At 37.0% G+C, this 15255-nt stretch carries 12 protein-coding genes; 9 read left to right on the top strand and 3 right to left on the bottom strand.

Going from position 1 to position 15255, the window contains the following annotated elements; translation table 11 throughout:
- The first annotated feature begins 964 nt into the window (after nucleotides 1-964).
- The 3 genes from ASJ81_RS02535 to ASJ81_RS02520 all read left to right on the top strand — a co-directional run bounded on the left by ASJ81_RS02535 (nucleotide 965) and on the right by ASJ81_RS02520 (nucleotide 3820).
- Nucleotides 965-1360: a DUF1699 family protein gene (locus tag ASJ81_RS02535; RefSeq protein ID WP_048107769.1), complete on the top strand. Its 396-nt coding sequence runs from the start codon at nucleotides 965-967 to the stop codon at nucleotides 1358-1360.
- 525 nt (nucleotides 1361-1885) lie between these two features.
- The gene (locus tag ASJ81_RS02525) at nucleotides 1886-2368 is read left to right on the top strand and encodes a hypothetical protein (protein ID WP_095643109.1); all 483 of its coding nucleotides are present in this window, start codon (nucleotides 1886-1888) and stop codon (nucleotides 2366-2368) included.
- 51 nt (nucleotides 2369-2419) lie between these two features.
- Entirely contained in the window at nucleotides 2420-3820 is a 1401-nt protein-coding gene (locus ASJ81_RS02520) for a single-stranded-DNA-specific exonuclease RecJ (protein WP_095643108.1), read from the top strand.
- 99 nt (nucleotides 3821-3919) lie between these two features.
- Here ASJ81_RS02520 and nrpRII read toward each other — a convergent pair whose 3' ends face one another.
- From nrpRII to ASJ81_RS02505, 3 genes are all read right to left on the bottom strand, one after another.
- Nucleotides 3920-4678, bottom strand: a complete 759-nt coding sequence (gene nrpRII / locus ASJ81_RS02515) for a global nitrogen regulator NrpRII (protein WP_048107764.1) — start codon at nucleotides 4676-4678, stop codon at nucleotides 3920-3922.
- Between the two features lie 245 nt (nucleotides 4679-4923).
- Entirely contained in the window at nucleotides 4924-5664 is a 741-nt protein-coding gene (locus ASJ81_RS02510; RefSeq protein WP_095643107.1) for a glucose-6-phosphate isomerase family protein, read from the bottom strand.
- A 192-nt stretch (nucleotides 5665-5856) separates the two neighbouring features.
- Entirely contained in the window at nucleotides 5857-6606 is a 750-nt protein-coding gene (locus tag ASJ81_RS02505) for a ribonuclease H-like domain-containing protein (RefSeq protein WP_095643106.1), read from the bottom strand.
- A 258-nt stretch (nucleotides 6607-6864) separates the two neighbouring features.
- Here ASJ81_RS02505 and mdh point away from each other — a divergent pair, with 258 nt between their 5' ends.
- From mdh to ASJ81_RS02475, 6 genes are all read left to right on the top strand, one after another.
- Complete coding sequence (gene mdh, locus ASJ81_RS02500) at nucleotides 6865-7788, top strand: malate dehydrogenase (RefSeq protein ID WP_095643105.1); 924 nt, start codon at nucleotides 6865-6867, stop codon at nucleotides 7786-7788.
- Nucleotides 7789-8260: 472 nt separating this feature from the next.
- A complete protein-coding gene (locus tag ASJ81_RS02495) occupies nucleotides 8261-8518 on the top strand; it encodes a PRC-barrel domain-containing protein (protein ID WP_048107757.1) in 258 nt (85 codons plus the stop codon).
- Between the two features lie 17 nt (nucleotides 8519-8535).
- The gene (locus tag ASJ81_RS02490; protein WP_095643104.1) at nucleotides 8536-9267 is read left to right on the top strand and encodes a tRNA(His) guanylyltransferase Thg1 family protein; all 732 of its coding nucleotides are present in this window, start codon (nucleotides 8536-8538) and stop codon (nucleotides 9265-9267) included.
- Between the two features lie 38 nt (nucleotides 9268-9305).
- Nucleotides 9306-10259 (top strand): tyrosine--tRNA ligase, encoded by a 954-nt coding sequence (locus ASJ81_RS02485; RefSeq protein ID WP_095643103.1) that lies wholly within the window; start codon nucleotides 9306-9308, stop codon nucleotides 10257-10259.
- Nucleotides 10260-10469: 210 nt separating this feature from the next.
- Entirely contained in the window at nucleotides 10470-11642 is a 1173-nt protein-coding gene (locus ASJ81_RS02480) for a chromosome segregation ATPase (protein ID WP_095643102.1), read from the top strand.
- A gap of 658 nt (nucleotides 11643-12300) precedes the next feature.
- A complete protein-coding gene (locus ASJ81_RS02475) occupies nucleotides 12301-14829 on the top strand; it encodes a CARDB domain-containing protein (RefSeq protein ID WP_095643101.1) in 2529 nt (842 codons plus the stop codon).
- The last annotated feature ends 426 nt before the right edge of the window (nucleotides 14830-15255 follow it).

Below are 15255 nucleotides of genomic sequence, written 5' to 3'. Positions count from 1 at the left end.
TATTTATTATTATTATTATTATTATTATTATTATTATTATTATTATTATTATTATTGGTATACACCTAAAATTAGGCTTGGGGTCACTAACTTAAAGCTTTAGTAAACTGTCAAAATCCAGGGTATAAGAGAAAGTTTCAGATAATAACTTAATTCTTTGAGCTGAAAAGTAAATTCCCATAAATATATTTCCGGCTAAAAGATTTTTTATAAAAACGTGATTATAGAGGTTCTCAAATTAGAATTTTGATTTAAAAACTTATCTTCTTTTTCACTATTCGTGGACGCATCTATTTTCTTATATTGGATTGCTAATAAGATAGCGTAGAACTGGTTGGAGATAAGAATACACATAGGAGATCTTCATAAAAACGATTGTCAAATTAGATCTGAATTTTTTAGAGCTAATTTGATAGCCTCATTATACGTAAAAGAATTTGCGGAAAAATATTAAATAGTATGGTATAGTATCGTATATCTGTTTTCAAATATACAAAACCTTATAATGTAAAACCAGAAAAATCAATAAGAGTAAAAGCCTTATCCTACTAAACTACTTTTCCAAATTTCCAGAAGAAATTAAGTTTAAAGAAAAAAGGCACTGAATTTGACAGATTATACCAGATGGAAAGAGAATAAAGTCAGTTTTTTCCATGTCTAACTTTATAAAATAAAATTTAATAATTAAAAAGAAGATTAAAAACGTTAGTAAAAAATTAAATACTATACGTCCGTAACATAGGAAAAACCTTAAGTTTAAATGTTAGGTTTTGAAAAACGATTTGTAAACTCTAGTATTTCAAAGAGTTTTTAAAATAAAACTAACTGAAATTTAGAACTAGTGGATTCAAAATTAAAAACAAATAATCGATTAATAAACCCTAAAATACCCTAAAATATCCCTAAAGAAACCCTAAAAGGCTCTAAAACACCTTAAGGTACCTGGAAATAAACGGTGATAAAAATGAAAATTAGAGTTGTAAGTTCAAAAGAAGAAATAGACACTTTAAAACTTGATGAGGAAATTATCCACCTTGCATTCAGACCATCCAACAAGGATATTTTTAAACTCATCCTGAAGTGTCCAGAAGTGAAAGCGATCCACATCCCAAGCTCATACAAGAAAACAATTTCCAGTTCTGCACAGATGTACCTTTCCATGCAGAATATTGCTTTACTTGAGGGTGATGTGTGGGGTCATAGAAAAGATATTAATGAGTACTCGGAAATCTCCCAGCGTGTTTTTGACCGCATACAGGAACTAAAGAAAGAAGGACTTTCCGACGAAGATACTGTTGAGAAACTCGTAAGAGAGACAAGACTCAGCCCAGACTTTGTAAGTTTTATTATTTCTAACTAACACACCACATAAGCCGGTCAGATCCTGATCGGCATCTATTTTTTATAATTTATTGCTTAAAATAGACGCGGTGATAAAACGATTATTCTGTTCAAACCTTTTTGACTTTTGAGTAGGCTTTTCTGAAACTTCTCTGAAATGAATTTTTCGTACTTTTCTGCCACTCTAAAATAATCGAATCTGGAATTTCTTTTATAGAGCTCTAGATAAAAACCTGGATACAATTGATAACAGTTAGTTTGGCAGTTTATAGAATTAACGTTAGTTTTAATACCGGATATTGGTTAAGATAATCGGCTTAATTTTAGGTGATCAAAGCAGTTTCAAATTAATGATATCCAGTTTACTTATTAAGGAACTTAATAAATACTCAGTTCACTTATTCAGAAATTTAACAAATGCCCAGTTTACTTATTCAGAAACTTTATCCAAGCTGACATATCTGTTCCTGTTCATTCAAGTAAAAAGAATTGCTTTCGGAGTAAAAAGCTTAAGTAAAATAGCGAGAAGATTTAACAGGATTTCATGACCGAGTTTGAACACATGCTTGTAAACTCATTTAATGCATACATTGAAGAAAACAGAATAAGAGCTATTTCCTACAGGCTTAAGCAACATAGATTTACTCCGCAGTTTCTTGATGTGCTTGTGGACTCTCTTAACCCAGATCTATACTTGGGAATTGAATGCAAAAGCATCTCAGTGGAGAAAGGAGCAAACGCACTTTACTTCTCTCAGCATTTTACAGTGGATAAAAATGGAATTCATCAGATAGAAAGAATCTCAAGCTATCTGAACAAATCAGGAAGACGTGGCTTTCTTGCAGTGGAGCTTCGCCTGGGACCCGGGCATGGCAGGGAAGCATATATGATTCCCTGGAACGATCTCGAAAAAAAATATTTTGCTCAGGATCTCAAACTTACGTTACAGGAGATACGGAATTTTCCTGAAATCAAAAGAGAAGGAAAAGATTATAGGGTTGATCCGAGGGAATGGGAAAGAAAATAAAGTCGGAAAAAGTGCTTAAACTGAGGCAAGTAGAAAACCGTGGAGAGAATAATGTCTGAGACAATGAAAAAACTTTACAAAGAGGCGGCAAAGTGTGCCGAAGAGATTAAAAAGTATAAATCAGTCCATGTTGTGTCCCATATTGATGCTGATGGATTGACATCTGCAGGAATTATCTGCACTGCCCTTGAACGTGGTAATTTTGAATATACAACACGTTTCGTCAAGCAGCTTGATGAGAAAGCTCTTGATACTATCGCAGACGAAAACCATAATATTGTCATTTTTACTGATCTGGGAAGCGGAATGTGCGAACAAATAGAATCCCGTGGAATTCATGCAGTAATCTCAGACCATCACCAGCCTCAGGGAAGCTATCAGTTTCATCTGAATCCTCACCTTTTTGGAGCAAATGGTTCATATGAGTTGAGCGGTTCGGGAAGTACTTATCTGCTGGCTTCGGCTCTTGGAAAAAATCCGGATCTTTCCTCGCTGGCTATAGTAGGAGCAGTTGGGGATATGCAGCATCTTAAAATGGGGCAGCTTGTCGGGATCAATAGGGAAATTCTGGAAGAAGGAGTTAAAGAAGGAACTCTTCAGTTCAAAAAAGACCTGACTCTATTTGGAAAGCAAACTCGCCCAATTTATAAATTGATACAATATTCCTCGGACCCTTATCTTCCCGGGCTTACAGGGAATGAAGAGGCTTGCATTGAGTTTCTTCACTCTCTTAACATTTGCTTTAACCAGGATGAAAGTTGGAGGCGCTGGATTGATCTTGAGACCCTGGAAAAGCAGAAAATTGTCTCAGGACTCATCCAGTACTGCCTGAAATCAGGTATACCTTCGTACAAAATCGAACGACTGATAGGTGAGGTTTATGTACTTCTTGAAGAAAAAGAAGGTACGGAAATGAGAGATGCTTCAGAGTTTTCTACCCTTCTTAATGCCACTGCTCGTTACGACCATGCTGAGATAGGACTTGCAGTCTGCATGGGAGATAGAGAGAAAGCTTATGAAGATGCCCGCAAATTGCTTGCCGAACATAGACAGAATCTTGTTAACGGGCTCATGTATGTTAAAGAAAAAGGAGTCGTTCAGCTTGAAAATATCCAATACTTTGATGCAGGCTCGGAAATAAAAGAAACTATAGTGGGAATTATTGCAGGCATGAGTTCTACCTTAGTTGAAAACAGAAATCTTCCCATTATTGCTTTTGCAAAAGCCGACGGAGGGATTAAAGTCTCGGCTAGAGGAACACAGGATCTTATTCGCAGGGGAGTTAACCTTTCAGAAGCAATGTCAATGATCTCGGCTGAAGTTGGGGGTGCAGGCGGTGGACACGATATTGCGGCAGGAGCAACTATTCCTAATGATAAAAAGGAAGAATTCGCAAGAAAACTGGATCTATTTATCGGAGAACAAATGCGAAGAAAGGCACATTCTAAGTAAAAGAGCCAGCTTTCGGAAGTATATTCCGAGAAACTGAACTGAGTAGTAAGTAAAGGCTTAATAAAAACAAAGAAATTTTAGAATGTGGTTCCTTGAGCATTAAACCAGATCTTCAATCCTGCTCATTTCTTTGAACGAAATTAGCTTTGACATTGCACTGGTGTCTATGGAAATCCCATATTCCTGTACAACAGCCATGGGATTTGTTCCTCCGATGACGACTATTCCAAGATGATCTCTCTCTATAGGAACATCCAGAACCCTTGTGTTTGGTTCCCCAACTTCCAAAATACCACTGAAGCCTGCATCCAGAAGGTCAGAAAGGCAGCTTTCAATTTCATCTCTTGCAACCATAGGAGCTTCCCTGAGATTTGCAAGAACCTTGCCTGAGCCTGTCCTGAGCATTTCAGACACAGAAGTAATGCCCTGTGACATCAGGATTTCAAGAGGATCTACGGTCGTACTTACATAAGTCAGCACATCAGTGAAACGCACAGGAATTCCATTGCGAATCTGGACAACTCCTCCAAGTTTAGGGTTTACAGGGATTCCTGCCTTGAGAAGTACGCCATCAATTGTAATGCTGCATACGGTCCCAATACCTACCTTTCCCTTTTCGACAGTCAGGTCTCCAATGGATTCTCCCTCAGAGACTATCTTAACATAGGGAGTCACAGAAAGTCCGCTTGAGATTACCATTTTAAAGATCCCAAGCACGTCGTCCAGATCTTTTTTATCAATTAGTGAAAGATTAAGAATAATATCTCCATCCATTTTCTTAGGATCAAACGTAGTCCTGTACATAAGATCCTTTATTCTGGACGCTGTAAATTGAATACGGTATCCATTTTTTTGCATTTTGAACCTCCAGTAATTGAAGGTATTTATACTTATTATAATTATGTGTTATGTATTATGTATTAGTTATGTACTAATAACCATACATATATGCGTTAGGCCTTGTCACTTACTTTTGTGCTTTCACCTATCTTAAAATCGGGCTTACTACAGGGCAGGAAATAAGAGTGGAAGTTCTCTGAGAGCACGAATCTGAAAGGAATAATAGAAATCCAGCCTGCTTAGGCTGGAAAGTAACACGTATCTCAGAGCACTCCTGTTAAGAATCCTGTAAAATCCTGTGGAGCCGTTAAAAATCTCAGTTTCTCAGTTTTATGTACAAGCTCATACATATTTTCTCCGTAGTTAAGCCCTAGCTCATCGTATGAAACGGGTTTAAGGTGTCGGATAGGTGGTATATTCCTGTAAAGAGGATTTTTGACAAAGCCATCTTTAAGCAGAAAGTAAGAAGCTCCAGAAAGCCTTTTTATAGGTTCATAAACCGAGGAAAAGTCGCGACAAACCCAGTTTGCCATTTCGAGGGTTTTATCGGAAGCGTTTATAGTCACATGCCCATATCCAGGAGGAACAATTACTAAATCCCCTTTTTCTGCTTTTATGGCTACAACGTCCAGAACGAAATCTTCCTCTCCACTTTTTACCTTTTGTAGAAGATAGGTAGCAGAACCTTCAAGTACCTGATAAATTTCAGGATAGTTGACATTTGTTCCTGGAACACGCGGATGGTAATGGCCTATAGTTTTAACATATTCAGATCCAAGCATTGCGGGAGGAATTACAGTAATATCATACCTCAGGTGCTGAGCTTTGATTGCTTCAAGTTCAGAGTCATTTTTTGCAAGGTCCCTGAACATATAGTACACATCTCGATTTCGTACCTCTGTTTCTTCAAACCACTCCTTATCAAATACTATATCTTCCATATCATGGAGTTTTCGGACGTCTGCTATAGTGACTTTATCCCCGAACTTCATTGTAACTTCCATCGAGTTCCCTTTCCTATCAGAGCATATAGATGATATTCAGATTACAAACAAGAACTTGCTATAAAGGAGCCAATATATTACCAGAGTTGACTATCAGAAACAGCAATATAAGTATAATAAAGTAACTGACGGAATATTATTGCAGCCTGATTTTTTACCTCTTGTTCTTCGGAACCTGAAAGATTATATCTCTCAGGCATTCAGAGCTTTTTCAACCATTTTAGGGTAGGTAAGCTCTATAATAGTTTTCAGATTAACTGTATCTTCTCTATTGTACTTAATAAGTATATCCAGGGCTTCACAATCTCCTTTTTCATACTTTTTCCAGAGCCTCACGGCATCAAAACCTGTTATACCCTCGGTATCATCGCTTCTGGTGATCCCGAGTAGTTTTTCAATGTTTTTTAAACCTCCGTTATACCCTATTCGCCTTAAGGGGTACATAAGGTCTATATGGAGTTGATTGAACTCTATTTCGGGAAATTCGGATTTTATGAAAGGTAAATCAAAACGGGCACCATTGAAGGATACAAGTAGCCTGTATTTTGAGAACTCTTCTACAATGTCATCAAGGTTAATATCTCTTATATACGTTTTTGATTCTTTTCCATCATAGATTCCTACAATAGTTATTTTATCCTGAGACTTGGAAAGTCCTGTTGTTTCGATATCTACAAATGCGGCAGAATCGGAAAATAAGGAATATGCTCTCCAGTGTTCTGCAGAGGGAAGGCATTGTGAAAAAAAACAATAATCTTTTGCTGCAAGGTGTTCAGAAGATTTCCTCACCTCTTCGTAAATTTTGGCTTTTCGTGATGAAGGTATAGAGAGTCGGTCTTCCATCTCAAGAAATTCTTTCCAGGTATGTATGCCTTGAGACCAGATTTTTCGTTCAAGGCCTTTCCCTACACCTGGAATATGAATGTATGTATTATTCAGCATGTTTCCCCTCAACATTTGGGGGTAATATTTAATAAAAATACTGCATGAAAGCTGAAAAGTACTCAAAAGAGAAAAACAGCAAATTCAAGAACTAGATATAGTATAAGTGCGAACACAAATAGATATAATAATAGTAGCTGACCGATGATAGAGAGTCATAGCTGACCGATGATAAAGAGTTATGTTACAGGATAAATTTTTAAAGCTGAAAATCCCAAAACTATTTAAAATAAATTACTTAACACAGGTGCGTATTTAATGGCTAAAATTTCCGTGATTGGTGCAGGAAACGTAGGGGCAACTACAGTCCAGCGGCTAGCTGAACTTGAACTTGGCGAAATTGTCATGACGGATATTGTAGAAGGGCTCCCTCAAGGAAAAGTCCTCGATCTTATACAGGCAGGAGCAATAAAAGGTTATGACACGTCAATAATTGGGACCAATAATTATGCAGATATCGTAGACTCTGATCTTGTTATTATTACAGCAGGAATTGCGAGAAAACCCGGAATGACTCGGGAAGATCTAATTAAAACAAATTCTAAAATAATAACAGAAGTTTCCAGAAATATTGCAAAGTATGCTCCAGAATCTATAGTAATTAATGTTACAAATCCGCTTGACATTATAACCTACATAGCTATGAAATCAACAGGATTTGATACAAAGAAAGTATTCGGAATGAGTGGAGTTCTGGATTCTGGACGTTTTGCAAGTTTTATTGCAGAAGAATTGAAATGCTCGAAAAAAGATGTACAGACAATGGTTATAGGAGGTCATGGAGATCTAATGGTACCTCTTCCTCAATATACAACAGTATCAGGAGTTCCGCTCACGGACTTGCTTCCAGAGGATCGAATTGCCAGGCTGGTAGAAAGGACAGTAAATGGAGGAGCCGAGATTGTGGAGCTTCTTAAGCAGGGCAGTGCTTTTTATGCTCCGTCGGCAGCTATTGTCTCTATGGTGGAAGCCGTGATTAAAAACTCAAAGAGAATTCTACCTGCCTCAGCTTACCTTGAAGGACAGTATGGACAGGAAGGCATTTACTTCGGTGTGCCCGTAAAGCTTGGAGCAACCGGAGTCGAAGAAATTCTTGAACTCAAGCTCGATGAAAATCAGTACGAGCTCCTCAGGAAATCCTCAGAAACTATTCGAAATGTGATTTCACAGCTGAAAGTATAAAGAAATAAATCAGACTAGAGAGAAACTGAGAAAAGAGGATTAAATTAGAATAAAAGAAAGGTTTTATAAAAGATTAAAGAGTTCTACCCACAGGTAATTCAAAATCTACCTGTTATTTACCTGTGAGCCAGAAAGACTCTTAAAAAATATTATCCTTATTCTGGACAGTTACGGGAGAAATGTAAATAAGCGTATCCTTCGAATAAACAAAAGCAAGAGCAGTTTAACTTATTTTGAACTTCCTATTCTTAATTAAAATGCTGAATAACAAACTTAACAAAACAAGACCACTTCTGTCTCTCACTAATTTAAATAAGAGGATATATTATAATAATGACTGGATTCAAGTCTACTGAAAATGCTAGATAAAACTGGCAATCACATAAAACTGGCAAAACTGTAAGATATATAAGTATGTTTTTCATATAGGGTTAGGAGAAAGATTTAAATTAATTTACAAAGCAGGGATATAATGCGCGCAGAACTTACATCACTTTTTGGTTTAAACGTATACACAAACGCTGGCGTTTATGTAGGAAAGTTGCAGGATCTAGTAATTGATATAGAAGATCAGAAAATTACCGGGCTTGCTATCTCGGATATTAATAGGGAACTTTTTGACCTGACTAGCAGGGGCGTAATTATTCCTTACCGATGGGTTATAACGGCAGCAGATATCATAATTGTGAGAGACGTTATCCAGAGATACAAAAAACGAAAAGAAGATTAAGTTAATCTGAAAAGTATATGAAAGACCGGGAAATTTATGCTGAGATGCGCTGTATCCCTCCTGTGGTTGTGCGCGCGGACGGCAGGAATTTTAAAAACACACTTAGGGGTCTTGGCTTTGGAAAACCCTATGATCAAACTTTCGCCAGGGCAATGGCGGATACTGCTGAGCTCTTTATTAAGAAAAGTGGTTTAAGCCCTCTCTTTGCCTACACTTTTTCGGATGAAGTTAGTTTTCTATTTATGGAACTTCCCTTTGAGGGGCGAGTGGAAAAAATTGATTCTGTCACGGCAAGCTTTCTGGGAAGTGCACTTACGATAAATTTGGAGCTTGAAATACCTGTGGCTTTTGATTCCAGAGTAGTAGTTCTTCAAAAAGAGGATATTCCTGCGTATTTTCACTGGAGACAGCTTGAAGCCTGGCGCAATTTTGTGGCAGCCTGGGGATATTATACTCTGAGACATGAGGGAATCGATAAAATTAAGGCTTCGAAATATCTCATAGGAAAAAAAGAATGGGAAGTCCATGAAATGCTTTTTGAGAGAGGAATAAATCTCGCAACGCTTCCTGCCTGGCAGAGGAGAGGAGTCATTATTTCAAAAGAAAAATACGAAATCTCGGGCTTTAATCCTGTACTTGAGAAAGAGACAAAATCTCTGCGCAGAAGGGTCATTCAAAACTGGGAAATCCCGAACTTTAAATCCGAAGAAGGTATGGCATTTTTACAGAAACTTATTAATATGAATTAAGGGTTTGAGAATAAGAAAATGAAAGGAATGTAGAGGCAATGGACAGACTCGAACTTATAAATAGAAATGTTCAGGAAATCGTAACTGAAGGAGAACTTGAAGAGCTTCTTAATAACAAAGAAACTCCACGTGCCTACGTCGGATACGAGCCTAGCGGAAAAATCCATATGGGGCACGTTCTCACAGTAAATAAATTAATTGATCTTCAAAAAGCCGGATTCGAAATTACTGTCCTGCTTGCGGACGTGCATGCTTATCTCAATCGAAAAGGCACTCTTGAAGAAGTCCGAAAGATTGCAGACTATAACAAGCGCTGCTTTATTGCCCTCGGACTTGACAAAGAAAAAACTAATTTCGTTTATGGGTCTGATTATCAGCTTGGAGCAGAGTACATGTTAAATGTTCTCAAACTTTCAAGGGTAGTGACTCTGAATAGGGCTCGCAGGAGCATGGATGAAGTCGGCCGTGCTATGGATGACCCAACCGTTTCTCAGATGGTATATCCACTGATGCAGGCTATTGATATCGCTATGCTAGGAGTTGATGTCGCAGTTGGAGGTATTGATCAGAGAAAAATTCATATGCTTGCCCGTGAAAACCTAAAGAGTCTTGGATTCGAAACCCCAATCTGCATTCATACCCCAATTCTCCTGGGATTAGATGGAACCAAGATGGCTTCATCAAAGGAGAATTTCATTTCGGTAGATGACACTGAGGAAGAAATCTACAGAAAACTTAAGAAAGCTTACTGCAAGATTGGAGACACGGAAGAGAACCCAGTTCTTGCTCTTTTCCGCTACCATATATTTCCTAGATACGAAACTGTTGTCATAGAGAGACCTGAGAAATTCGGTGGAAATATAACATATACGAGCTACGAAGAAATGGAGAATGCTTTTGTAGCAGAAAGTGTTCATCCGATGGATCTGAAAAATTCAGCCGCAAAGTACATAAATGATATTCTGGATCCCGTCAGAAAAGTTCTGCTTTAAATTATGGAATGGCCGGGCTCTTCTCGGCCACTTCATAGAAAAATATAAGTATAGGATCTTTATCCAAAATATAAGATCCAGGTTCATGTAAAATTTATTGCTTAAAATAAGGGATTTATTTTAGAAATAAAGGAAGCCTCTGGATAAAACGTTATATAGCTATAAATCATAGAATATTTGAAGGGTCGTCTAGCTATTCAGGGTGCTTTTATGAAATATATTTACCAGGACTCTACAGAACTGCCTGTACAGCGGGATTTCACTGAGGATCTGAGAACTTTTTTAGATATAACTTCCCAAGTAATCCCTCTGGAAAACTCTATAATAGAGATAAAGTGCAAACAGAAAGAAGCGCTTCATGAATTGAAGAATAAAATAGAAGGAATGAATAATTTTGAAAAGAAGCTTGAGACTTTACTTAGAAAATTAGTTAATGAAATTGATGTAGAGGACGTTATACCCTGTACTAACGCAATCCTGCAAACCTGCGGTGAGAATCTTGGGAAGAGAAGGGAAATCCTGAAGGCCGAGTATATAAACATAGAAAACGGGACTCCTGATGAATATAAAAAAATTGAAGAAAGAATACTTGATGTTCTTAGCAGGTTCTTAATTGCAGGAGTTTACGGAGCTGAAAAAAGATTTGAGCTTTCCAGTAACACAAATGACATTTCAGGCGAGATGGAAGGTTGGGTCTCAGGTTTGCAATATCGTTACACGCTCACTTTTACAGAAGAAAACCTTACAGTGGAAAAACTACTTGGGAGCTTAAGCCTGCCAGGATGGGCGCGGGCAGGCATCCTGAGAAAAGAAGAAAAAATAAAAATGCATAACCTTTCTGACTTCCTCATAACTTTCCTTGAATATGACACAAAAAAAAATGTACGTATGTTCCTGGAAAACAAAAAAGCAAACCGAAAATTCAGGATAGAAGGCGGAGATCACAGGTATTTTGTATATGAAGACGATAAGGAGATCACCTCGGATAAAGAGCTTGGGGATTTCATTGATATGGAAAACCTGGCAAGAATCCCTGAAAAAATTCAGGCTTATTTTAGGACAAGTGTTAGCACTTATAACCTTTCGAAAATTTTTCTTGACGAGGAGGATGCCGTTTCCACCAATCAGATCTTCGATTGCCTGAAAGTTATTGCCGAGCAGTATGGAGTAATTGTTCAGGAGTGCCTGGCTAAAGGTCATAATAAAGAAGAGATAACCATCAAAATGGAAGAAGCTGATGGCACACGGACTGAAAAATACATAACAAAGACCGAAATCTATGCCCAACTGGCAGAGGTCGGAAGTGAAGGTATTGAGATTGCCGGAATACTTGGTGTTGACAGCAGAACTCAAATCAAAGACAAGAAATACCTTATTGTCTAAACTTTTCTTGCACTTTACTTTAAGATTTATTTATTATTTTAAGACTCCGGTAAAATTTTGAAATTTTGTATTATATTTTTGTTTCATTTCTTTTATGTATTCTTTTTACTATATTTTGCTTTATATGATAATGTTTTTCTAATTATTCTACTTTTTTTATCACTTTTCATTGAGTTTTAATATTTCTAGATATTTCATTCAAACACATTAAAAAATAAATAAAAAGGACATAAATGTTAATAGATAATAATTAGTTCATAAATAGAGAACATGAAAACTATAAATAAAAATCTATACATGAAAAAAATAGAAATCTAATTATAGGGAACTAACGTAGGGAGATAGAACATAGTCACCTTACTTTAAGAATAAATTGTAATGTATAAAAAATAATTAGATCAAATTTTACATATAATTATATAGCAATTATAGGGAAAACATAAATTAAAATGCCTGAACTTTGGAAAAAATATTAAAAACTTGGGCAATAAGGAATTTATGTACAGCAAAAATGTCCTTGAATTTGACTACCATTATATTGGGACACTCACTGAAAATTAAAAATAAGGATTTTTATTTCTACGAACTTTATGATTACAAATCAATAAGCTACTGACGTATCGGAAATTTCGGTTTACGGATGTAGGGGTAGAGGCCTATGAAAATGAAAGCCGATTTTTTAAGTTCTGTAATTTCTGTATTATTAATTATGCTAATAATTTCTGGGATGATCCCAGGTATGGCATATGCTGCAGATAATAATGAAACAGACCCTGTAGATTCAACCAGTGATTTAATAATAGAGAGTATTTCGTGTAATCCAGAGAATCCAGAGCCCGGAGAAGCTGCAACCATTGAAATAGCAATAGTAAACCAGGGGACTGCAGCCTCAGAGAAAACAGAGGCAGTGTGCAAAATAGGAGATGAAGATTCGAAAGATATACAAATACAAGCGATAGAGCCGGAGAATACTTTGTTAGCCTCATTTGACTGGACTCCGGAAAAAGAAGGCACAGTGAAAATAACGGTAACAATGGGAGATAGAAAAAAAACAATTGAAGTTACAGTGGCAGAAGAAAAATCTGCAGATCTCGTGATAGAAAGCCTCACGGCGGTCCCTGGAAATCCAGAGCCTGAAAGTGAGGTAACTGTTAATGCGTTAGTCAAGAACAAGGGAACTAAAGTCTCTGAGGCGACCAAACTAACGTATAAAATCGGGGAAGCAGACCCAAAAACGGTAAAAGTACCGGAAATCGATCCTGAAGATAGCTCGTTAGTCTCGTTTACCTGGACTCCGAAAGAAGAGGGCACAGTGAAGATAAAGGCAGCAATGGGAGATAGCAAAAAAACAATTGAAGTCACGGTGGCAAAAGAAACATCTTCGGATCTCACAATAGAAAGTCTTTCCGTTGATCCTGAAAATCCGAAAATTGATAGTGGAGCCATTATCAAATCATTAGTTAAAAACACAGGAACTGAAGCCTCAGAGCCTACGAATATAATCTATGAAATTGGTGAAACCGAGGAAAAAGAAGAAGTCCCTGCAATAGAGGCTGGATCGGAAACATTAATTTCCCACACATGGACAACTCCTGACGAAGAAGGAACAGTGTCAATAAAAGCCTCTTTAGAAAACGTAGAGAATAGTGAGAAAGAAATTTCTGTGAAAATAGTACAGGAATCACTTCCGGATCTGATAATTGAAGACCTGTATCCAGAATCATCAACACAACCTGAAGCCGGAAAACCTTTGAACTTTATCCTAAAAGTAAAAAATATTGGAGAGGAAACTGCCAGTAGTAGTACTGCAAAATATAGTTTTAACGGAGATTCAGAAGGCGAGATCTCTATCCCTGAACTTTCAGCAGGGACAAGTACAAGTGCACAATTTTCGTATACCCCCGGAAACGAAGAAAACATCAGTTTAGCAGTGGTTGCAGATTCCGAGAAGATTGTTAGTGAAAGTAACGAAGACAATAATAAAATGTCAAAAACCATAAGTATAAAAAGTGAGCTTCCGGACCTGAAAATAGAATCGATTTCTATGAGTCCTGAAGAACCTCATCCTGGAGAGAATACAACCTTTACGGTAACAGTGAAGAATAGTGGTTCTGCAGCTGCGGACAACAGCGAAATTAAGTATGATATCAAGGGAAATAATGAAAGTTATGCGGGAGTTACCTCTATACCAGCCCTTGCAGCAGGTGAAACCGTAACAGGCACTTTTTTTTGGACTCCTGAAAATGAAGGGCAAATTGAAGTAAAAGCAACCGTGGATGCGGAAAACATCATATCCGAAAGTGATGAAACCAATAATGAGTTCACAAAAACCGCAACCGTATATAAGGAAACAGTTTCAAACGATTCAGGAAACGATTCAGGAAATGAGAGTTCAGGATCTTCCAGTAACAATTCAGAAAATGAGAGTTCAGGATCTTCAAGTAGCGACTCCGGAAGTAAGAGTTCAGGATCCTCCAGCCGCAGTTCAGGAGGCGCCATTCTTTCTAAAGAACCAGTAAGCAATGTAGAGGCAAAGGAACTTGCTACCGGAAATGTTCAAAGTGGTTATCATGTCAAGTTCGATTTTCCGGAAGGCGTCACATGCATTACATATATCGAGTTCGACCCAATAAAAACATTAAAGAGGACAACCACAACTGTAGAAATGCTCAAAGATAAATCTACTTTTGTCTCAGAAGTCCCTCTTGGGAAAGTATATAAATATGTGAATATCTGGGTAGGAAATTATGGAGCAGGAGTCGCCAATTATTTTGAAAATGGAGTTATAGAGTTCAAAGTTGAAAAGTCATGGCTTGAGGAGAATAATATTAGCCAGTCCCAGATAACTCTTCAATGGTATAATAAAGGCTGGGAGCCTCTTGCTACAGAAAAAGTTAAAGAAGATACGAGTTATGTGTATTTTAAATCGAAAACGCCTGGATTTTCCTGCTTTGCAATAACCAGTTATTCTGCAGAGGGGAAAAATGTATTGGAAGGTAATGGATTAGCAGAAGAGGCAGTATTGAGAAACTTGAACGGTGAAGCAAACAAGAGTGTCGTCAACGAAAGTGCAAAAACGGATGATAAAACCAAAAATCCGATGGGGAAAGCCAAAATAGTTCTGGCAATTTCTCTACCCCTTTTCTTGATTCTTGTAGAGTACTTTGTGATGAAGAAAAAGATTTGAGAATCTTTTACTTTACTTTATTTTATTTTATTTTATTTTATAAAACATATACGAAACTTTGAATCCTGCTTTCGGCAGGTCGACATAAAAATCCATTCAATTTTTCTATTGATATCGTTTTTTTTAGAACTTTTGATATTTAATTTAAATCAAAAATTACTAAATGTTAACCATAACATAATTAATATATATTTATAATATATGAGATAAAAGACAAATCATGCTAGATAGATAATCCGCAAGATGCTGTTTTTTAACTTAACCTACAAAAAATAACAATTAAGAATATTTAGATGTTGGAATGTGCTTGCTGCCGAATGTAGGTTGAATAATAGGTATAAGAAAAAAAATACTTGAAAGCACTTTAATGCCGTGCGACAAGAAGTTATGTCATGAATTGCTTTAATGCTGCCCTTTCCATTTGGG

It is taken from the genome of Methanosarcina spelaei (assembly GCF_002287235.1).
GTDB lineage: Archaea > Halobacteriota > Methanosarcinia > Methanosarcinales > Methanosarcinaceae > Methanosarcina > Methanosarcina spelaei.
This window is presented reverse-complemented; position numbering and strand designations above follow the sequence as displayed.